Source organism: Paraglaciecola sp. (genome assembly GCF_051252315.1).
Taxonomy (GTDB): Bacteria; Pseudomonadota; Gammaproteobacteria; order Enterobacterales; family Alteromonadaceae; genus Paraglaciecola.
Genome location: NZ_JBPOFP010000078.1, coordinates 1 through 21,352, shown reverse-complemented (window position 1 = coordinate 21,352; position 21,352 = coordinate 1). Strand labels below are relative to the sequence as shown.

Annotated in this window: 18 protein-coding genes and 1 tRNA gene; 15 read left to right on the top strand and 4 right to left on the bottom strand. The window is 38.7% G+C overall.

Annotated elements, in window-relative coordinates:
* Positions 1–105 precede the first annotated feature (105 nt).
* From ACSHXM_RS14810 to lolE, 4 genes are all read left to right on the top strand, one after another.
* A tRNA-Asp gene (locus tag ACSHXM_RS14810) sits at positions 106–182 on the top strand.
* A gap of 121 nt (positions 183–303) precedes the next feature.
* Positions 304–1,377 (top strand): CNNM domain-containing protein, encoded by a 1,074-nt coding sequence (locus ACSHXM_RS14805; protein ID WP_435689767.1) that lies wholly within the window; start codon positions 304–306, stop codon positions 1,375–1,377.
* Positions 1,378–1,392: 15 nt separating this feature from the next.
* The gene (gene lolD, locus ACSHXM_RS14800; protein WP_435689765.1) at positions 1,393–2,079 is read left to right on the top strand and encodes a lipoprotein-releasing ABC transporter ATP-binding protein LolD; all 687 of its coding nucleotides are present in this window, start codon (positions 1,393–1,395) and stop codon (positions 2,077–2,079) included.
* Entirely contained in the window at positions 2,079–3,314 is a 1,236-nt protein-coding gene (gene lolE / locus ACSHXM_RS14795; protein ID WP_435689763.1) for a lipoprotein-releasing ABC transporter permease subunit LolE, read from the top strand. Before lolD ends, lolE begins: the two co-directional genes overlap by 1 nt.
* 58 nt (positions 3,315–3,372) lie before the next feature.
* Here lolE and ACSHXM_RS14790 read toward each other — a convergent pair whose 3' ends face one another.
* Positions 3,373–4,731 (bottom strand): dicarboxylate/amino acid:cation symporter, encoded by a 1,359-nt coding sequence (locus ACSHXM_RS14790; RefSeq protein ID WP_435689761.1) that lies wholly within the window; start codon positions 4,729–4,731, stop codon positions 3,373–3,375.
* Positions 4,732–4,870: 139 nt separating this feature from the next.
* On the opposite strand from ACSHXM_RS14790, the gene ACSHXM_RS14785 reads away from it, so the two are divergent.
* Positions 4,871–7,492, top strand: a complete 2,622-nt coding sequence (locus ACSHXM_RS14785; RefSeq protein ID WP_435689759.1) for an Ig-like domain-containing protein — start codon at positions 4,871–4,873, stop codon at positions 7,490–7,492.
* A gap of 74 nt (positions 7,493–7,566) precedes the next feature.
* On the opposite strand, the gene astB is transcribed toward ACSHXM_RS14785, so the two are convergent.
* Positions 7,567–8,907 (bottom strand): N-succinylarginine dihydrolase, encoded by a 1,341-nt coding sequence (gene astB, locus ACSHXM_RS14780; RefSeq protein ID WP_435689757.1) that lies wholly within the window; start codon positions 8,905–8,907, stop codon positions 7,567–7,569.
* Between the two features lie 301 nt (positions 8,908–9,208).
* Between astB and topA the strand changes: the two genes are divergently transcribed.
* From topA to ACSHXM_RS14755, 5 genes are all read left to right on the top strand, one after another.
* Complete coding sequence (gene topA, locus ACSHXM_RS14775) at positions 9,209–11,848, top strand: type I DNA topoisomerase (protein ID WP_435689755.1); 2,640 nt, start codon at positions 9,209–9,211, stop codon at positions 11,846–11,848.
* 87 nt (positions 11,849–11,935) lie between these two features.
* Complete coding sequence (locus ACSHXM_RS14770) at positions 11,936–12,505, top strand: DUF2058 domain-containing protein (protein ID WP_435689753.1); 570 nt, start codon at positions 11,936–11,938, stop codon at positions 12,503–12,505.
* Between the two features lie 62 nt (positions 12,506–12,567).
* Positions 12,568–13,626, top strand: coding sequence for a helix-turn-helix domain-containing protein (locus tag ACSHXM_RS14765; RefSeq protein WP_435689751.1), 1,059 nt, complete (start codon positions 12,568–12,570; stop codon positions 13,624–13,626).
* Positions 13,627–13,749: 123 nt separating this feature from the next.
* A complete protein-coding gene (locus tag ACSHXM_RS14760) occupies positions 13,750–14,055 on the top strand; it encodes a hypothetical protein (RefSeq protein ID WP_435689749.1) in 306 nt (101 codons plus the stop codon).
* Between the two features lie 127 nt (positions 14,056–14,182).
* Positions 14,183–14,581, top strand: coding sequence for an SRPBCC family protein (locus ACSHXM_RS14755; protein WP_435689747.1), 399 nt, complete (start codon positions 14,183–14,185; stop codon positions 14,579–14,581).
* Positions 14,582–14,619: 38 nt separating this feature from the next.
* On the opposite strand, the gene ACSHXM_RS14750 is transcribed toward ACSHXM_RS14755, so the two are convergent.
* Complete coding sequence (locus tag ACSHXM_RS14750) at positions 14,620–16,404, bottom strand: cation:proton antiporter (protein WP_435689745.1); 1,785 nt, start codon at positions 16,402–16,404, stop codon at positions 14,620–14,622.
* Positions 16,405–16,562: 158 nt separating this feature from the next.
* Here ACSHXM_RS14750 and ACSHXM_RS14745 point away from each other — a divergent pair, with 158 nt between their 5' ends.
* Together ACSHXM_RS14745 and ACSHXM_RS14740 are read left to right on the top strand one after the other, a co-directional pair.
* The gene (locus ACSHXM_RS14745; protein ID WP_435689743.1) at positions 16,563–17,267 is read left to right on the top strand and encodes a glutathione S-transferase family protein; all 705 of its coding nucleotides are present in this window, start codon (positions 16,563–16,565) and stop codon (positions 17,265–17,267) included.
* On the top strand, positions 17,264–17,644 hold the full coding sequence (locus ACSHXM_RS14740; RefSeq protein ID WP_435689741.1) for an antibiotic biosynthesis monooxygenase family protein: 381 nt from the start codon (positions 17,264–17,266) through the stop codon (positions 17,642–17,644). The genes ACSHXM_RS14745 and ACSHXM_RS14740 overlap by 4 nt, the downstream gene beginning before the upstream one ends.
* Positions 17,645–17,657: 13 nt before the next feature.
* On the opposite strand, the gene fdxA is transcribed toward ACSHXM_RS14740, so the two are convergent.
* Positions 17,658–17,981: a ferredoxin FdxA gene (gene fdxA / locus ACSHXM_RS14735; protein ID WP_435689739.1), complete on the bottom strand. Its 324-nt coding sequence runs from the start codon at positions 17,979–17,981 to the stop codon at positions 17,658–17,660.
* 150 nt (positions 17,982–18,131) lie between these two features.
* On the opposite strand from fdxA, the gene ACSHXM_RS14730 reads away from it, so the two are divergent.
* The 3 genes from ACSHXM_RS14730 to ACSHXM_RS14720 all read left to right on the top strand — a co-directional run.
* Positions 18,132–19,754 carry an NAD(P)/FAD-dependent oxidoreductase gene (locus ACSHXM_RS14730; RefSeq protein ID WP_435689737.1) on the top strand — a complete coding sequence of 541 codons (1,623 nt, stop codon included), beginning with the start codon at positions 18,132–18,134 and terminating at the stop codon, positions 19,752–19,754.
* 64 nt (positions 19,755–19,818) lie between these two features.
* Entirely contained in the window at positions 19,819–20,808 is a 990-nt protein-coding gene (gene rlmF / locus ACSHXM_RS14725) for a 23S rRNA (adenine(1618)-N(6))-methyltransferase RlmF (RefSeq protein ID WP_435689769.1), read from the top strand.
* Between the two features lie 26 nt (positions 20,809–20,834).
* Positions 20,835–21,352: sugar O-acetyltransferase (locus ACSHXM_RS14720; RefSeq protein WP_435689735.1), on the top strand; the 518-nt coding region annotated here is incomplete at its 3' end.

The following is a 21,352-nucleotide window of genomic DNA, read 5'->3' as shown; positions in this document are numbered from 1 at the left end:
GAGTGGTAGTTCAGTTGGTTAGAATACCGGCCTGTCACGCCGGGGGTCGCGAGTTCGAGTCTCGTCCACTCCGCCAATATCAAAACAACAATGTGATTTATATGCGGAGTGGTAGTTCAGTTGGTTAGAATACCGGCCTGTCACGCCGGGGGTCGCGAGTTCGAGTCTCGTCCACTCCGCCATTAAATTATCAAGTTTTACCTTCCCCCCAATTTTATTTCTATGTTATCAAAATGGTTTTGATATAATCACCAGACATTGTTAAATAGTATTCTTGTCATCAAGGATTGAGATAACTTCTACATGTTTCTTTTATTACTATATATTTTTATTGCTTTGGGCTTTTCCTTTATCTGTTCAGTCGCGGAAGCGGTGATCTTAAGCGTTTCACCTGCCTATATCTCAGTGTTACAAAAAAATGATAATGCCTCTGGTAAATTATTGGCCAGTCAAGTTAAAGATATTAACCAGCCTCTTGCTGCTATATTAAGTTTAAATACAATTGCTCATACCATGGGCGCAGCCGGAGCCGGAGCGCAAGCCGCGGTTGTATTTGGTGATGCTTATTTAGGAGTGGCATCAGCTATTCTTACGTTACTTATTTTAATTTTTTCTGAAATCATTCCCAAAACTCTAGGCGCAACTTATTGGCGCCAATTAGCTCCTATTACCGCTTTCTTTTTAAAGTACCTGATTCTTGCTTTATATCCATTGGTTAAAATGGCTCAAAGATTAACGTCAAATATGCAAGATGAATCACCACTTAAAGGGCTCAATAGAGAAGAGTTATCTGCAATGGCGGCTTTATCTTTAGAAGAAGGACAGTTAGCAGCTCGTGAAGCAACGGTAATGCAAAATTTACTTAACTTGAATCAAATAAAAGTTAAAGAAAGCATGACCCATAGAACCGTAATATTTTCTGTATCTGAAGACATGATGTTGTCCGAGTTTATGCGAACACATATAGACGTGACTTTTTCTCGCATCCCAATTTATGAATCTAACGAAGCTGAAAAAATCAGCGGTTATGTATTACGAAGCGATTTATTGTTGGCTTTTGCTAAAGGCTCTGCTGATAAACCTTTATCTGAATTTAGAAATGACATGGTAACCATATTAAGTACCATGCCGCTGGCTAAAGCGTTCCAACCATTGCACTCTAAGCGCGGAAACATGTTATTAATTGTTGATGAATATGGTGGATTAGAAGGTGTTTTAACCTTAGAAGATTTAGTTGAAAGCCTATTTGGTGTCGATATTATTGATGAAAGTGATCAAGTGGTAAGTATGCGAAAATTAGCACAAATTTTATCTAAACGTCGTGATAAAAAACGTTTAACTAAATTAACAAGATCAAGTGATTTTAAACAAAATTAGGAATAAACGTTTAATATGAGTGAATTGCTTAAATGTACTGAATTAAGTAAGGAATATACGGACGGTGAAAATAGCGTAAAGGTTTTAAAAAATATTAACTTTACCATTAATAAAGCCGAACAAGTCGCGATAGTAGGGAGCTCTGGTTCGGGAAAAAGTACATTACTTCATTTGTTAGGCGCGTTAGATGTGCCTACTTCAGGAAGTGTCACTTTTGAACAACAGGATATTTTTCAGTTTAACCAAAATCAGCAAGCACAGTTTCGTAATCAGTCTTTAGGGTTTGTGTACCAGTTTCATCACCTGTTACCTGAGTTTAGTGCTTTGGAAAATGTGGCTATGCCACTCTTTATTGCAAAAATGCCTATCAAGAAGGCTAATGCGCTTGCCTTGGCTATGTTAAAAAAGGTAGGGCTATCTCATCGTTCAAGCCATAAACCTAATGAATTATCAGGCGGAGAACGCCAGCGCGTTGCTATAGCTCGTGCGTTAGTGACTCAACCCAAATTAATATTGGCAGATGAACCCACGGGTAATTTAGATCAAAGAAATGGCGAAAGCATTTATCAACTGTTAGTCGAGTTACGTGAGCAAACACAAACTAGTTTTGTAGTGGTGACTCATGATAATCAATTGGCAAACAGGTTAGACAGAAGTTTGCATTTAGTTGATGGCGTTTTGTCTGATTCAGGTGACAGTTGATGCATCTAATTTGGTTGCTAGCTTGGCGTTTTCGATCTGATAAACGGCAAAATGGTTTCATTTCATTTATTTCAGCCTCTTCAACTTTTGGAATTGGTTTAGGTTGTTTCGTGTTGATTGTGTTGTTGTCAGTCATGAATGGCTTTGAAAGGGAATTAAAAGACAAACTGCTTTCAGTTATCCCTCATGCTGAATTTAAGTCGGTTTATGCGAATGGTATTGAGAATTGGGCCGATGAATTAAGCCAATTGAAAAAACACCCTGAAGTGACGTTTGTTGAACCCTATGTCAAAGCCACAGGCATGGTTCAAAAAGGCAATAAAATGAAAGCAGTAGAAATTACTGGATTAGATCCTTCTTTTGCCCAGAACGGAATTTTACCTACTTTAGTATCTGAACAAGCTTGGTCGGAATTCTTAGCCGATGAAAATGGTGTTTTGTTAGGTGTAGGGGTGATGGAGAAACTCAAACTTAAAGCAGGGGATAAAGTACAAATATTATTACCACAGTTATCCAATGATCTTAGTTTAAGTGCTCCTAAAGTTATTCGACTTAATGTTTTAGCGGGTATTAATTTGGGTGGAGAATTAAGTAACCATGTTGGTTTTATTAATATGTCTCTGGCAGCAAAAGCACAAAACATTGGCTTTGGGGCCCAAGGTCTGCGACTAAGGTATGAAGATCCGTTTCGTGCACCAGCACTAACGCGAGAAATTGGTTTTAAGATGAAGTCTGAAGTTTACATGTCAAATTGGACAGTAAGTGATGGAAATCTATATCAAGATATTCAGTTAGTGCGAGTTGTGGTTTACATCGCTTTAATCTTAGTGATTGCAGTTGCTTGTTTTAATATTGTTTCTACCCTAGTGATGGCCGTTAATGAAAAACAAAGCGAGATAGCCATGTTGAAAAGTATGGGGGCTAAAAATGGACTTATTATATTTGTATTTATGCTACAAGGTTCTTTTAACGGTTTTATCGGTACAATATTAGGTGTAGTTTGTGGCGCGTTTATGGCAATCAATTTAGCTAAGGTCGCCAACTTTGTTGAAAATTTATTAGGGGTTAAATTTTTATCTGGTGATATTTATTTTATAGATTTTTTACCGTCTGAATTAAATTGGAATGAGGTGTATTTGACTGCGACTATTGCTATTTCTCTGAGTGTTTTGGCGACTATTTATCCGGCAATTACAGCCGCTAAAATCAACCCTGCAAAAGTATTAGGTCATTAATTATCGAGTAAGCTACTAACTCGTGTTAGTAGCTTTTGAACTCAATTTAAGTGGTTTTCTAGCTATTGTTTTCTAAGTGTTGAAAATCAACTTCTTCGTCTTTGATACCTGCGTCTAAGTCATTAAATACATCCGTATTAAACTCATTTTCACTTTTACCCACGATACAAGCTACCATACAATCGCCAGTTACATTGACTGCTGTGCGGGTCATATCTAATAATCTGTCTACCCCAATGATCAGGGCAATTCCTTCAACAGGTAAGTTAACTTGTTGTAAAACCATGGCTAACATAATTAAACCCACCCCCGGCACACCTGCTGTTCCAATTGACGCTAGAGTGGCGGTAAGAATAACCATAAGGTAATCCGCTAAAGTTAAATCTACTGCGTATACTTGAGCAATGAATACGGTTGCAACGCCTTGCATTATCGCGGTTCCATCCATGTTGATAGTCGAACCAAGGGGAACCGTAAATGAAGCGACACTAGATTTAACACCTAATTTTTTGGTCGCTGTTTCCATAGTTATAGGTAAAGTTGCACTGCTACTAGAGGTGCTAAAAGCAAACAAGGCAGCATCGCGCATTTTACGGAATAAAATGAGTGGGTTTAATCCGCTGAGTAGTTTTAAAATCACGGAATAAGATACAAATGCATGCACTAACAACACAAACACCACAAGCAAAAAGTATTTTATTAAGCTAATTATTGTGTCGAATTCGATAGTTGCAAACATTTTCGCCATCAGCACAAACACACCGTACGGGGCCAGATTCATCAAAATGGTGACTAGTTTCATAATAACCGTACTTAAATCTTCAAAAACGCTGGTTAACCTTTTTCCTGCGTCTCCTGTCATAGCCATGGCGATACCGAAAAATACCGAAAATACAATAATTTGTAACATGTTTCCTTCAGCCATGGCATTGATTGGGTTAGTCGGCATCATATTGATGATCACTTGGCCTAATGACGGGGCTTGTTTGGCTTCATATGTGGCTTGAGAAACTAAATTTAATCCTTCACCAGGTGCGACAATTAGAGCGAAGGAAACCGCTAAACTAATCGCAATGGCAGTTGTACCTATGTATAACAATATTGATTTACCGCCTAAACGACCTAGCTTGGATGGGTCCGATAAACTAGAGGTTCCGCAAACCAAAGATACAAAAACTAGAGGGACAACTAACATCTTTAAGCTAGCAATAAATATTTTTCCAACGACATTAAATATACCTTCTACTAAAACACCATACGTTGAAACGTTTATCCCGAATACACTAAATGAAAAATCTCCGCTATCATCAAATGACCATTGTAGTAAAGCTCCGATAACGATTCCGGCAATCATGCCGATAAAGATACGAGCTGTAAGACCAAGTTTTGTAGATTGAGTTTGACTTGACTGTGGCATGAAAGTCCTAAGCTTTTAGTTAAAAAAAGTATTAAAAAGTATACGGTGAGGCTTAGGTTAACAATTTTGTTCATGAAGCTGAACCATTAATATTAAATTGTCGTGTAAGCTTAGATAATGAGTGTAAAGGAAAAGAATTATGATTTTGCGTGTTAAAACTTTATTAGGAATATTCATTCTATTTGGATTGTTCGCGTGTGGCGGTGGTGGCGGAGGTCTTGAGAGAGATGACGGTACAGGAGGTACAACTACTGGTGGTACAACAGATCCAGTAACACGTTCAATTAAGTTAGTGTTCACAAGTATTGAAACAGGTGAAGTGACAACAGAATTAAGTGCGGCTAATCCATTAAGGTTGACTGCCACAGCCACTAATTCGAAAGGCGAGCCAATAGTCGATTCATTAATCACCTATACATTTCAACCAGAAGGCTTGGCTATTTTCTCCAATGACTCTGGTACTGCCCGAACGGGAAATGACGGTGTTGCTATCTTAGATATTCTCGTAGGTGAAAGTTCTGGGGCTGGCGAAATTACAGCCAACTTAGGCACTGGTGAAACAGCTACCACTACTTATAACTCGACAGTCGTCACTCGTTCTTTAGATATTGCGTTAACGAGTGTTGAGACAGGGGAGTTATCTAAAGACTTAACCGATAATAACTCACTTAGGATAGCCACTACAGTCACCGACTCAAATGGGGATGCAGTGACTGATACTTTGGTTTCTTTTGCTTTTCAGCCAGAAGGCTTAGCTGTTTTTGCTAATGATGCAGGCAGTGCTCGTACCGATGGCAGTGGTATTGCTTATTTAGACATACTTGTGGGGGAAGACTCTGGTGCTGGGGAAATTACAGCAACTTTGGGTTCTGGCGAATCGGTTAGCACGACATTTGACTCGGCAGGTATTGTTAAACTTAATACTAAACCAGCTTCATTAGATTTGTTTTCTAGCTCTATTTTACTCGCTTCTAGTGGTTCTGATAAAATTGAACTTATAGCATTAGTAAAAGATGAAAATAATGTTTTACTAGAAGGTGTTGAAGTGATTTTTTCAGCAGATTCAGACGCCAGTTTACAACAAACTCAGATTGTGACAGGCGCTGATGGTATCGCAAAGGCATTACTGTCTACCCAAAATAAGCCCGAAAATAGGTCGATCAAGGCCTCCGCGACAGTCGGGGCATTTACCAAAGAATTAGAAATCCAGGTTGTGGGTACTGAAATAGTTATTAATGGCCCTCCATCAGTAATACTTGGACAAAGTGCTGAGTTTACTGTTTTTCTTGCTGACTCCGATGGCGAAGGCATCGGCAATCAAGCCGTGGTAATTAGTTCGCAAAATAACAATCAATTAACCAACACAGAGGTTGTTACTGACGCTGAAGGTCAAGTAACAGTGACGTTAACAGCTGATAATTCAGGTTTAGATTTAATTACGGCTAGTGCGATTAACGCAACGGGCAACTTAAGTATTAGTGTACAGCAAGATAGTTTTGCCTTTACTGGCGTGACTGAGGAAGATATTCCTTTAGGACAGCTTAGTAACCTTGATCTAACTTGGCTTAAAGAAAATCTGCCTTTTTCTGGTGGAAATATTTCGTTAACAACGACTCGTGGAGAACTTTCTAGTTCGTCTATTACGACAAACAATGAAGGTGTAGCAACGATTCAAATCCAGTCAAGCAATGCGGGTAAGGCGCTGATATCAGCTCAAGGTATCGACGGAGAGGGTAATATTGTTAATGCACGGACAGTCGTTGAATTTATCGCGACAGAGGTTGATAACATTATCGTATCTGCTAGCTCAAGCTCTATTGGCCCAGCAGGGCAAAAAAGTACTATTATTGCTATTTTAAGAGACCCTGCTGGGAATTTGGTAAAAGGTAAAACAGTTAGTTTTAATGCTGATGATGTGAGCGGGGGGGATATATTTCCAGCTGAAGCTGTTACTGACAGTAATGGTTTAGCGTCTGCTGTGTTTACCTCAAATACCGTCACAAATGAAGATGGAATCATCATTACAGTGACTGAATCAGAGTCAAAATTAACAGCCAGTACTAAGTTGACAATTGCTGACAGAGCACAATTTATTTCCATTGGTACGGGCAACGAAATAGATGCGCCCGATGAGACAAGTTATCTTAAAAAGTTCACTGTGTTTGTGACTGACGCAAATTCTAATCCTGTGAGTAATGTAGACTTAACCATCACAGGTACACCAGTAAAATACACTGAGTTATTAGAACCCAATGCAGAGGTGGGAGACCCTAATTATGGTGTTATTCGTCCAGCTTTTTATAAAGGTTATTGGCGTGCATTCCCTGATGTTGAAAGCTTCGAATATTGGGTTCCTGTGCATACTATTGGTTGCGCAAACGAAGACTTTGATGGCGATGCAATTTTAGATGCCGGTGAAGATGCCAATGGTAATAATAATTTGACTCCGGGGAATATTATTTCTATAGATGGCAATGTAACCACCGATGAAAATGGTCAGGCCGTTATTGAATTACGCTACGCTAAAACGTTCGCAGCATGGGGACAAGTCAAAATAACAGCAAGCACACCCGTGTCAGGTAGTGAGTCACAAACTAGCCAGTTTTTTCTGTTATCAGCGTCAGCGGTTGATTTAGAAATAGATACTACGCCGCCAAACAGCAATCCATTTGGGACAGGTGTTAACTCTGTTGAAGATCCTGATAATCCTGGTACTTATATTGATGACGGTGCAAATTTAAACTGCACCAACGCATTATAGATCTTCAGTCTTAAAATAAACGTAAAACAAAAAGCCCGGTTAAACCGGGTTTTTTATTACAAAATCGTATCACTCTATATTTGTTGAAAAGGGTAAACTGAGCCTAAATCTAATATTTGGGTCAATTCGTCAAGTGCCGTTCTTGATTCAACTAACAGTTGAGGATCACTTAAATCTGCAATTTTTAACTCATCTCGGTAATGCTTTTCTACCCATGAGTTTAATACTTTAAATTGCTGGTCATTTATTAAAGTATGAGGATTTACCGCCGCTAATTCATGCTCGTTCATTGCTACTCTTAAACGCAAACATGCAGGACCTCCACCATTTTGCATGCTTTGTTTAACGTCAAAATATTTAACCTGTTTAATAGGCGTATCTTGGCTGACCAGCTTTGATAAATAACTTTCTACTGTTGGGTTTTCTTGGCAGTTTGTTGGAGCAATAATTGCCATGTCACCGCTCGGTAAAGTAATTATTTGAGTATTAAATAAATAGCTGTTAATAGCGTCCTGTACACTAACGTCACTCTCTTTGACACAAATGAAATGTAGTTCTTTTCCTTTAAACTTTTTTCGGATTTGTTGAAGAGCATTATCAGAATGGTTAAATGCTAGTTCGTGATAAAACAACGCGTTTTGGTTACCCACAGAAATAACATCATTGTGGAACACGCCTTGGTCAATCAGTTCAGGATTTTGTTGAATATAAACAACATTTTCATCTTTTAGCCCATGTAACCTGGCCACTGCTTGTGAGGCTTCTAGTGTTTGTCTTGCTGGATACTTTTTAGGGGCAGACTGACTTAAATCAAAAGCTTGCTTGCCGTAGACAAAAACTTCTAATCCAGTATCACCATAACTTGCACATAAACGAGTATGATTAGCTGCACCTTCATCACCAAAATGATCATTTTCAGGTAAGTGTTTGTGATGGCAAAAGTACTCCGGATCGCTGAACGTTGCTTGTAATATTCTGCCAGTGACTTCGGGCTCTAGAGAACGATGATATTTGCTAGTTAAATTAGCGGGTGTAAAGTGGATTTTTCCATCATGAGTATCGGCACTTGGGGACACCGTTGCCGCATTGGCCGTCCACATGCTGGATGCAGAGCAAGATGCTTGAAAAATAGCTGGGGCATGTTTGGCTGCCGCTTCTAAAACCTGTGCATCAGACCCATTAAAGCCCAAACGTCGTAAAGAATGTATGTCAGGTCGCTCCTGTGGAGCGAGAACGCCTTGAATCATGCCTAGGTCAGCTAGGGCCTTCATTTTCTTTAAACCCTGCTTAGCAGCTTGTTTAGGGCTGCTAGATGAACTCGCATTATTTAAAGAAGCAACATTACCGAATGATAATCCAGCATAATTGTGGGTAGGCCCAACTAAACCGTCAAAGTTGGCTTCGTATTGCGTCATCACTTTCTCACTTATTGAATGAAAATACCGTCGTGATAACAACATTAAAGTTAGAGGTTAATTGATGTCATCGACTCGTTTTATTGCATTATACTGGTTTTAAATTAACTGCCAAATAAGTTGGTTGAAAAATATACAGTTATGGCTGGCCTAAAAAAAGAATATTAGATAAGTATGAAGAAGAACTTGTTTTCTATTCATTTTATCGATATATCTTAAAAAGCATTTTTAGCGGGCAGATCAGAGTAATGGTTTGTTTGATTAATAAAAACCTAATTAAATCAAAGGTTAATACCAATTTATGGCAAAATCTCTAGTCATTGTCGAGTCACCGGCAAAGGCAAAAACAATTAATAAATATCTCGGCAAAAATTTTATTGTTAAATCTAGTGTCGGCCACGTAAGAGACCTTCCTCATAAGGCTCTTGGCAAAGTTGCGCCTAAAAAACCAGCAAAAGAGTTAAAACTTTTGTCGGAAAAAAAGCGCGAAAACTATCTTCGAGAGCATGATTACAAAAAACTAGTTGACCGAATGGGTATTGACCCGAAAAAAGACTGGAAAGCACATTATGATGTGCTTGAAGGAAAAGAGAAGGTTGTCAATGAATTAAAAAAGCTTGCCAAAAACGCCGACACCGTTTATCTCGCAACGGATTTGGATAGAGAAGGGGAAGCCATTGCTTGGCATCTACGAGAGTTAATTGACGAACCAGGCAAAGAATTTCAGCGTGTGGTGTTTAACGAGATCACTCAAAATGCCATTCAAGATGCTTTTTCAACTCCAACTGAATTAAATATTGAAATGGTGAATGCCCAGCAAGCCAGACGATTTTTAGATCGTGTTGTTGGATTTATGGTATCACCTTTGTTGTGGAAAAAGGTGGCCAGAGGACTTTCAGCTGGTCGCGTTCAATCTGTAGCAGTTCGACTCGTAGTCGAACGTGAGAGAGAAATCAAAGCGTTTGTACCAGAAGAGTTTTGGGACATTCATGCTGATCTCTCGACAGAAAAACAAACTGGTCTGCGTATGTTGGTGGCCAAAGAAAATGGCAAAGCGTTTAAACCAGTTAATAAAGCGCAAAGTGAAAAGGCCGTTTCCTTTCTACAAAGTGCAGAGTTTAAAGTTGAAAGTCGCGAATCTAGACCAACTCAAAGTAAACCTTCAGCCCCATATATAACCTCTACTTTACAGCAGGCAGCTAGTACCAAGTTAGGTTTTGGCGTTAAGAAAACCATGATGATGGCTCAGCGTTTGTATGAAGCCGGTCACATTACTTATATGCGTACAGATTCAACTAACTTGAGCAAAGAAGCTGTTGACGGTTGTCGAGATTATATCTCGGACAATTTTGGTGGTAAATATTTGCCTGACAACCCAATTAGATATGGCAGTAAAGAAGGGGCGCAAGAGGCTCACGAAGCTATTCGCCCATCGAATGTATTGGTCAAATCAGAATCTTTGAGTGAAGTTGAAAGAGATGCTCAGCGTTTGTATGAACTAATTTGGCGTCAATTTGTAGCCTGTCAAATGACTAATGCGAAATATGATGCCAGTACGATCCGAGTTAAAGCCGGAGAGTTTGAACTGACTGCAAAGGGTCGGGTGTTAAAATTTGACGGTTGGACTAAGGTTCAAAATACACAACGTAAAAAAGGCGAAGAAGACTTACTATTACCTGATGTAAAAGAAGGTGAAAGCCTTAGCTTGAAAGCGCTAGATCCTAAACAACACTTTACTAAACCAGTGGCTAGATTTAACGAAGCGTCTCTCGTAAAAGAGCTTGAAAAACGAGGCATCGGAAGACCTTCAACATACGCCAGTATCATTTCTACTATACAAGATCGCGGATATGCTCGAATAGAAAGCAAACGTTTTTATGCTGAGAAAATGGGTGAGATTGTAAATGACCGATTATTAGAAAATTTTGATGATCTAATTAGCTATGACTTTACTGCTAACATGGAACAACAGCTTGATGATATAGCTGGTGGAAATGTCTTGTGGAAAGATGTACTTAACGATTTCTATACCGATTTTGAACAAAAAATGTTGTTGGCAGAAAAGTCACCAGAAGATGGTGGCATGCGCTTAAATCAAGCTGTGCCAACTGATATTTCATGTGCAAAATGCGAACGCCCTATGAATGTGCGTACAGCTAGTACCGGCGTGTTTTTGGGGTGTTCTGGTTACAGTTTACCGCCTAAAGAGCGTTGCACAGGTACCATGAATTTAACCGCTGGTGATGAAGTGGTTAAAGTTGATGACGAAGATGAGTTAGAGACCGAATTGCTTCGTTCTAAACGTCGTTGTGATGTTTGTGGCACAGCAATGGATAGTTACCTAGTGGACGAAACCCGTAAGTTACACGTATGTGGTAATACTCCTACGTGTGAAGGGGTTTATGTTGAAGCTGGTACCTTTAAAATTAAAGGCTACGAAGGACCTATCATTGAGTGTGATAAATGCCAGTCTGACATGGAGCTTAAAAGTGGACGTTTTGGTAAATACTTTGGGTGTACAAGTGAAGATTGTAAAAATACCCGTAAGTTATTGAGAAACGGTGAAGCAGCTCCACCTAAAGAAGATCCAACAGATTTACCTGAATTGGAATGTACTAAATCGGATGCACATTTTGTGTTAAGAGATGGCGCTTCAGGTATTTTCTTAGCTGCACATAATTTCCCTAAATCTAGAGAAACACGGGCACCTAAAGTAGCTGAATTAGCTCGATTTAGAGACCGCATTTCACCTAAGTTTTATTATTTAGCTGATGCACCAGCGAAGGACCCTGATGGAAATCCAACCATAGTTCGTTATAGTCGAAAAACTAAACAACAATATGTGATGTCAGAGAAAGAAGATGGCAAAGCATCTGGTTGGTCTGCTTGGTTTACAGATGGTAAGTGGAAAGCAGAAGACAAACGAAAAAAACCAAAATAATCTTACGTGATTTTAGGTTAAACTAGTTAGACAAACGACAGCTTAGGCTGTCGTTTTATTTTCAAATTAATTAAATGGCACAACAAAATGGCACTTACTCTTCAAGAACAATTACTTAAAGCCGGATTAGCAGATAAGAAAAAAGCTAAACAAGTTAGGCAACAAAAACATAAACAAGCCAAAGCAAAACAGAAACATAAAGTAGAAGAAACCAATGAAGCTAAGTTAGCAGCAGAAAAGGCCGTGGAACTTAAAAAAGCCAAAGACCGCGAGTTAAACCAAAAAACTAAATTAGAAGCAGATAAAAAAGCCGTTGCAGCACAGATCAAACAATTGATTGAAACAAATAAACAACCTAAAACAGCTGGCTCTAAAGGCCAAGATGACGTGGTGTGTAATTTTACTGATGGCACATTAATTAAACGCATGTATGTTAGCCCAGCAGTACAAAAACAAATTACTCAAGGCAAATTAGCTGTTGTAAAATTAGGTGCAGGATATGAACTCGTGCCCATGCCGGTGGCTAATAAAATTGCTGAAAGAGATGAAATTAGCGTCGTCTATCGTGTTGATAATATTTCGGACGAAGATCAGAAAAGCAGTGAAGATGCTGATTGGTATGGTGACTACGAAATTCCAGATGATCTTAGTTGGTAGTTAAGGTTTTAATTTTCACTGAGAAGCTTAATTGTTTGTCAAAATAAAATATTAAGGGAGACATGGAACAACTATTTTTAGTCGCTGCTGGCATAGGGTTAGGTGCTATTGGTCTGGTCATAGGTAGGATCATGTCCGAGTATGGGAATATTGTGACAACCCGCGTGTTTAGCTTATTGTTACTTGGTGCAGCCTCATACATGTTGCAGCCCTTTGTCGAGACATTACCAGTATTAAACGTCTCCTTTAAAGTGTTCAGTGCTGCTACCCCTGCTATTTTTTGGATGTGTGCTTCAACTTTATTCAATACCCATGAAACAAATTATAAAATTCATAAAGGGCATTATGCTGGTTTGCTTTTATGTCTTGGTTTGGGCATAAATTCTTGTGTTTTTACAATAGACTCATCCCCGTTTTCTCTGCCTCATACTGTTATGTTGTTATGTACGATAGTTTTAGTCATTTTAGGTATGGTAGACATATTTAGAAATTGGCAATCTGACCTAGTTGATTGTCGAAGAAAGTTACGTATCGGCTTGGCATTTACCTCAGGTGGATTTTTATTGTTTGTTGTAGCCAGTGAGTTTGTCTTTGGTCATGGCGCTTTCCCTGACTATTTAAATTATATTAATGTCACCTTTATCTCTGGTTACGCGCTATTTTTAGGGTATGTCATATTAATATCTCGATTTAATGTGGTTGCTGAATCTATTGAAGAGTTATCTGAAACCCTTGTGATAAAAGATATTCCTTCGCCTTCAGTAGCGGATAAAGAATGGTTAGATAAGTTAACTCATGCAATGGATAGTGAGCTGTATTACCGACAGAATGAACTGACGATAAGACTATTGTCTGATCATTTACATATACCAGAACATCAATTACGAAGACTTATCAATCAACATTTAGGTTATCGAAATTTTAATGACTATCTAAATAGATATCGCATAAAAGATGCTGCACAAAAGTTGTCTGATCCAAAACTCATTAGAACACCAATTTTAACCATAGCAATAGAGTCTGGTTATGCGTCGTTAACTACATTTAACAAAGCTTTTAAAACCTTGAAAGAAATGACCCCAACGGAATTTCGAAGAATGCATACGATAGATGCAGATTAGTTTGACCGATTTTTAATATTAGCTAACCGATTATGAAAATAACTACAGGATTTCGTAATTTGTAAGCTTTAAAACGCATTATCTTGTTGAATGAGTGAACTCGTTAATCAATAAGGAAAAATGATGAATAAAGGTCACTCTATAATAGTATCGATTGGTGTTAGCGCTTTGTTAAGCTCTTCTGTTGCATTTGCTAATATTGAATTAAGCAAAGAACAAGTTAAGCAACAAGTGGTATCAAGTTGCGAGTTGGAAGCTAAAACTCGTTATGGTCAAGATTCCATTAAATCTATCGGTAAAAAGTCAAAATGGATGAAAGGACTTAAAGGCGCCTCAGTCAAAATGAAAGTGAAACCTCAGGCTAAACGACTCACAAAATATTCATGTGTATTAGGTTTAGATAATTCCATTACTTTTTATAAAAGTTAGATTTCCAGTTTTATATTAAATTCACCCAGACTCTGGATAAATTAATAAAAGCGATAGCTATCGCTTTTATTTATGTTGTGCCTTGGCTACTCTAAACGTAAATACTTCCTAACAAGAGGGGAGAACGATGAAAGTGACTAAAAGCTACCAGTTGCCTTTTACAAGACAAGTGGTTTATCAAGCTTGGGTATCTTCCAAAACAGTGATAGCGCCAGCTACAGCTATGGATATATTGCCTGCAGTGGGTGGGCATTATCGTTTAATCATGAAAAGTGCAGACTTTTCAAGTTCAAATGAGGGACGTTTTTTGGTTGTCGACCCTCCTTCTCATATTCGTTATACCTGGGAGTGGAACAAAGATGGTGATGTTTCCGAAATCGACGTCAAGTTCGAAGCCACTGAAAAGGGTACTCATATCATATTAAACCATATAGGTTTTACAACCCAAGAAAGTGCCAATATGCATGCCAGTGGTTGGGACAGTTATATCAAAGGGTTTTCTGTATTTTTAGCCGAGTCTAAATAACCCGAGTACGGGTTGAATAACGTAGTTAATGACTTTTATTAGATTACTTGAATAAGGCTAATAATGCGCCAATCTGCTTTAGCTTTAATAGAATTAGAGTGGGTGTACATATGTACTTTTCCTTTTGAATCGATTGCACATAAGGTCAATAATTTACCATCGTATTCTTGCTCATAATTCTCAAAAGTAAACTCTTCTGAAATACGGGTGGTTTTAATGATTGCTCCTTTAGCCATGAAACTGGCTAGTTTTCCGTAATTCACATCTTCTGAAAACAGACCTAATTTTTCAGCGTATGATTCAGATACTTGGTGGCTTGAAAGTGTAGGGTTATGTCTATTATTGAGACCATAAACGGCCCCTTTACCCATTTGATGTTCAAAATGGTAGGTAACAAGTGGGTTGAGTTGTTTGTAGGGAGACAATACTAAAACACTTCCAAATTGCGACAAATCTAAGGTACGTGAAGCATGATCAGATATTGGATTGCCAAAATATGTTGGAATGCCTTCCATTCTAGCGTTACTAATAGTTTCCCAGTTAGTGTCGGCAAGGCATACAGTGACGTTTTGTTTCATTAATTCGCGGGCGTAAGCTCTTGCAAATTCGCCACCACCAAATAATAAAAAACCATGGGGAGCAGGGGCTCTTAAACCTAAGTATTGGGCGATTTTAACTGAAGTCAGACTTTGTAATACAACGCTACTGATTATCACTAAAAACACCATAGGTACTAATAATTCTACTTGGGCGTAATTAAGGGCTTCCAGTTTTAATGCAAATAATGCTGATACAGCTGCTGCGACAATGCCTCTAGGTGAAATCCAACTTAATAGGGCAATTTCTTGCCAGGTTAATTTTGTTCCTAAAGAGGAGAGAATGACTGAAACAGGTCTGGCAATAAATAATATGCCAAACAATACTAAAATAGCCCCCCAGCCTAAACTTAATATTGCTGATGGTTCAATACGTGATGCCAATAGAATAAACAGGCCTGAAATTAACAATACGCTTAATGTTTCTTTAAATTCGACAATGCCTTCAACATCAACTTTTTTCATGTTGGTTAACCACATTCCCATAATCGTCACAGTTAGCAAGCCTGATTCGTGAGCTATGAAGTTTGAACCTGCAAATGCGCCTAACATTAAGGTTAAAGCGGCAGTATTTACTAAGTAATGTGGGATTAAGTGGTGCCTAATCAAAATTCCCAATAGATATCCAAACACCACACCAAAACCAATACCTACAGCAATAGTTAATGTAAAAGCGGTTAGCGTATGACTTAGGGCATTTTGCGTAGAAATTATATATTCAAAAACTAATACAGCAAGCAATGCTCCAACAGGGTCAATTATGATCCCTTCCCATCGTAATATGTTCGCAACTTTACTAGAAGGTCGAACGGTTCTGAGCATGGGGACTATTACCGTAGGGCCTGTGACTGTTAATATGGCGCCCAATAAAAACGCCATTTGCCAAGACATGCCTAAACCGAAATGGGCAATGGGTGAAACAATCAACCAAGTGATAATCGCTCCGTAGGTACACAAGTTCCTTACCATTGAACCATGCCCACTCAAATCTTCGAGTTTTAGGGTAAGGGCCCCTTCAAACAAAATAATGGCGACTGACAAAGAGACTATCGGAAATAATAGGTCACCAAACAAAACATCGGGATCAATAATACCTGTGACAGGCCCTACAAGGATACCTGCTAATAGAAGAGGCAGTATGGCGGGTAGCTTGACTTTGTATGCGACAAACTGACAAAGGATTGATATAAGCCCTACTGCGACTAATAAAATGATTGGATCACTCAAGTTAATTCCTTAGATCGAAACATGACAGTTGGTATATTGTTAATGAGATTAACAAAGTATACAAAACGGAATAAAAATTAACCCTAACACTACTGACACAATGTTGTCAGTAGGAGACAGTTATTCTGTGTTCGTGCTATTGATAATAGGAGATGATCATGGTTACCGTACATAGTTTTGGCGAAAAATTTGGATTAAACGACCCTAGTGCTTTTGTGCTTAAACTCGATACTTATTTGAGACTTGCTGGTATTAAGTTTGAATCAAAAGAGGATGTGAATAATTTAAGAATTGCACCGAAAGGTAAATTACCTTTTATACTGGATGATAATAAAACAATAGCAGATTCATACTTTATAATTGAACACTTAAAACAGACAAGAGGAGATGTTCTAGACGATTGGTTAAGCGATGAGCAAAAAGCGTTAGCCCATTTAATTAGTAAATCTTTGGATGAAAACTTGTATTGGTGCGTAGTGTATTCAAGGTGGATGTCTGATGATGTTTGGCCTGTCATAAAAAGCGCTTTTTTTGATTCTCTTCCATTCCCGATTAAGCATATTATTCCCAGAGTTGCTCGAAAAAATGTAGAAAAAAATCTACAAGGGCATGGATTAGGTAAACATAGCCCAGAAGAAGTCTTTCAAATTGCTGACCATAGTTTGAAAAGTTTATCGAATCTGTTAGGTGATAAGGATTTCTATTTTGGTGACAAAATGTGTTCTTTGGATATTTCAGTATTTGCACATTTAGCCCAATTAATTTTGGCTGACATTAAACACCCATTAAACGATAGAGCGAAGGAGTACACTAACTTAGTCACTTTTTGTCAACGAATTGAAAAATTGAGTAGGGCTGTATGAAAATCATAGCTTTTGTACTACTGGTGTTATATTCATGTTATACATTCTCAAACCAAGATATGGGAGACAAAGCAGCGATGAAGTTTGGTATGCAGGTGGCGTTGACCGCCGAACAAGGTAGAGGTGGTGAACTTGCCGTTATCATGTTAAAAGCTCAAGAATTGGTGACCGCTATGTCTGGTTGTCATGCTTATATAGTGCAGCTTTCGGTAAGTGATGAGAATAAAATTCTAATCACCGAGGTATGGGAAAATCAAAGGGCTCATCAAGCATCATTGGCGAACCCAGATGTATTGTCATTAATTACCCAGGCTAAACCTTTGATCTCACATATGCATCATGAAATAGGAAAGCCAATAGGTTCTGATAGTGAATAACATAAAACACTAATCATTTCTCAAGCATGGGGAGCTTATTCGCTACCCCATTCCAGTCTTCAGCATCTGATGGTGCTGATTTTAACTCAGTAATATTTGGCCAAATTTCTGATAGGTCAGCATTTATCTTCAAGTAGTGTTTTTGTTCTTCAGGTAATTCAGTATCTTGATATATTGCTTCAGCAGGGCATTCTGGTACACATAACGCGCAGTCAATGCACACTTCTGGATTAATCGATAGAAAGTTTTCACCCTCGTGAAATGCATCCACCGGACATACTGGGACGCAATCAGTAAATTTGCACTTGATACAGTTGTCTGTCACTACAAAAGTCATATGGGGTTGAGTACTAGATAATTAGATTATTTTGCAAGGATCATAAAGAAGCTTATTTAAAAGGCAAGTAAAGTCCAAAGGAATTGATATAATATTGATTAATTGTCGAATAATTATCGGCCTAAAAATACACAGACTATCGGAAAACTTATGTTACGTCTCAACGAAGTGAAACTCCCCCTTAATCATGAAGAGTCAGCGCTAACTCAAGCCATTACTCAAAAATTAAATATTAATCCTGAACAAATATTGTCTTTTAATGTTCATAAACGGGCTTATGACGCGCGAAATAAAACCGATATTTTGCTGATTTATACGCTTGATATTGAGCTTGTTGAGCAAGAAGAATTGTTAGAGCAATTTTCTGACGATCCTCATGTGCGTGAAACACCTGATATGACATATCAATTTGTCGCTCAAGCACCTAAGAATTTGAAAGAGCGACCCGTGGTTGTGGGCTTAGGACCATGCGGTTTATTTGCCGCTTTAATTTTAGCGCAAATGGGCTTTCGACCGATAGTACTTGAACGTGGTAAAGAAGTGCGTGAAAGAACAAAAGATACCTTTGGGTTCTGGCGAAAAAAACCGTTAAACACAGAGTCAAATGTTCAATTTGGAGAAGGTGGAGCAGGGACATTCTCTGATGGCAAATTGTATAGCCAAATAAAAGATCGAAAACATTATGGTCGTAAAGTACTTAACGAATTTGTAGATGCAGGTGCGCCAGAGGAAATTCTATATGTCAGTAAACCCCATATTGGTACCTTTAAATTGGTCAATATGGTCGAAAAAATGCGAGCCCAAATAATTGAACTTGGCGGTGAAATTAGATTTAGCACCCGGGTAGATAAAATTGATTTAGTTGATGAGCAAGTTAAGGGGTTACACCTTTCTACGGATGAATATTTGGCCTGTGAGCACGTTGTATTAGCTTTAGGGCATAGCGCTCGTGATACATTTGAAATGTTGTTTGATGTAGGTGTATATGTAGAGGCTAAACCTTTTTCCGTTGGTTTTAGAATAGAACACGAACAATCCATGATCGACGAATGTCGATTTGGAGAAAATGCAGGGAATCCTATTTTGGGCGCGGCTGATTATAAACTCGTTCATCATTGTAAAAATGGTCGCTCAGTTTATAGTTTTTGTATGTGCCCAGGTGGAACTGTAGTGGCAGCCGCATCAGAAGAGGGGAGAGTGGTCACAAATGGCATGAGTCAATATTCTCGCCATGAACGAAACGCTAATAGTGCCATAGTTGTGGGTATTACCCCTGAAAAAGACTATCCAGATCATCCTTTAGCGGGCATCGCCCTGCAACGTAATTTAGAAGAATTAGCCTTTAAGGTGGGAGGTGAAAATTATCATGCTCCCGCCCAGCTAATTGGTGATTTTTTACAAGGAACTTCCAGTGAACAACTGGGCAGCGTTAATCCCTCTTACACACCTGGTATTACCTTAACAGATTTGTCAAAAGTGGTGCCTGATTACGTCACTCATGCGATTCGTGAAGCGATACCCGCTTTTGATCGGAAGATAAAAGGCTTTGCTAAAGCTGACGGTTTATTAACTGGGGTGGAAACACGAACGTCTTCTCCCGTGTGTATTAAACGGGGTAAGGATTATCAAAGTATTAATACCCGTGGCTTATACCCAGCTGGAGAAGGAGCGGGTTATGCTGGTGGTATTTGGTCCGCAGGGATTGACGGTATTAAAGTAGCAGAAGCATTAGCTTTGGATATGCTGAGTAAACAAAGTCAGAATGAGACATAAAATGTCGAGCAATAATAAAGCGGGCTCTAGGAATAACGCCAACAAAAAGCTTAAGGGAGATAAACTGCGAACCAAACCAGGGCCTAGTCGATCGCAGTCTAGTCGATCGCAAACTAGTCGATCACAGCCTAGGCGATTACACCCTAGGAGCTTGCATTTAGCAGGGTATCCCCTAGAGGACATGGCAAAACAAATTCCAGCATTAACAGCGCATTTGATTGTCAAACCAGACGGTAGTCACACTGTTAATTTTTCAGATCCTTTAGCAGTAAAAGCACTCAACGCAGCGCTTCTTGAATATTATTATCAGATTAGGTTTTGGGACATTCCAGCGGGTTATCTATGCCCTCCTATACCAGGTCGTGCAGATTATGTGCATTATATTGCAGATTTATTAGCTGATGACAGTCCAAATGAAAATAGTAAAAAACAACAGATAAAGGGGCTGGATATAGGCACAGGGGCAAATTTAATATATCCAATATTAGCTAATCGAATTTATGCTTGGAATATGTTGGCGACTGATATTGATCCTATTTCAATAAAGTCAGCAAACACCATAGTTACTTCGAACCCGGAGCTTAGAAATGCCATTAAAATTAAACAACAAAATAACCCGAAAAGTATTTTTAATGGTGTGATTGAGGATGATGATGTATTCGACTTTTGTATGTGTAACCCACCTTTTCATGCATCAGCTAAAGAAGCAAAAGCTGGGTCGGAGCGTAAAGTAAACAATTTATCTAAACATGCAAAAAAACGTCAATCCAAATTTGTTGGTAATCAAAAGTCTGGTCTTAATTTTGCGGGGCAGGGCAATGAGTTATGGTGTGTTGGTGGTGAATTAGCGTTTATACGATGCATGATAGAAGAAAGTCATCGATTTGCGAGGCAAATAAAATGGTTTACCTGCCTTATCTCAAAGAAAGAAAACGTGACAGCTATTAGTAAAACGTTAGAAAAGATAAACGGTATAGAATTTAAAGTTGTGAATATGGCCCAAGGGCAAAAAGTCAGCAGGTTTATAGCTTGGCGTTTTAATTCAAACCTGTAAACGCATTATTTGGATGGGAATTACTCATGGATAAATTAACTGAAAAAGAAAAAATGTTGCAAGGGATAGAATATTTTCCCAGTGATAAGACGTTACAGCAAGAAAGGGCTACAGCTAAAAGACTATGCCAGCAATTTAATAGGCACGATATTGATGACAGAAAAGGCAGCCGAAAAATATTGCAATCTTTAGTCGGGGCGTATGCTGGTGCCTGGATTGAGCCAGACTTTTATTGTGACTATGGTTACAACATTTATCTTGGTAAGAACTTTTACGCCAATCATGGTGTGGTGATACTAGATACGGCACCTGTTACTTTTGGCGATGATGTCATGTTAGCGCCTGGTGTGCTTATTTCTACAGCGAGTCACCCTCTTGATCCAGATAAGCGTAAAAAAGGCATGGAAACAGCCTTGCCTATTAATATTGGAAATAATGTATGGATAGGTATGGGAGCCAAAATACTAGATGGGGTAAATATTGGTGATAATGCAGTGATAGCTGCTGGCGCAGTTGTAAACAAAAATGTAGCTGCAAATACAGT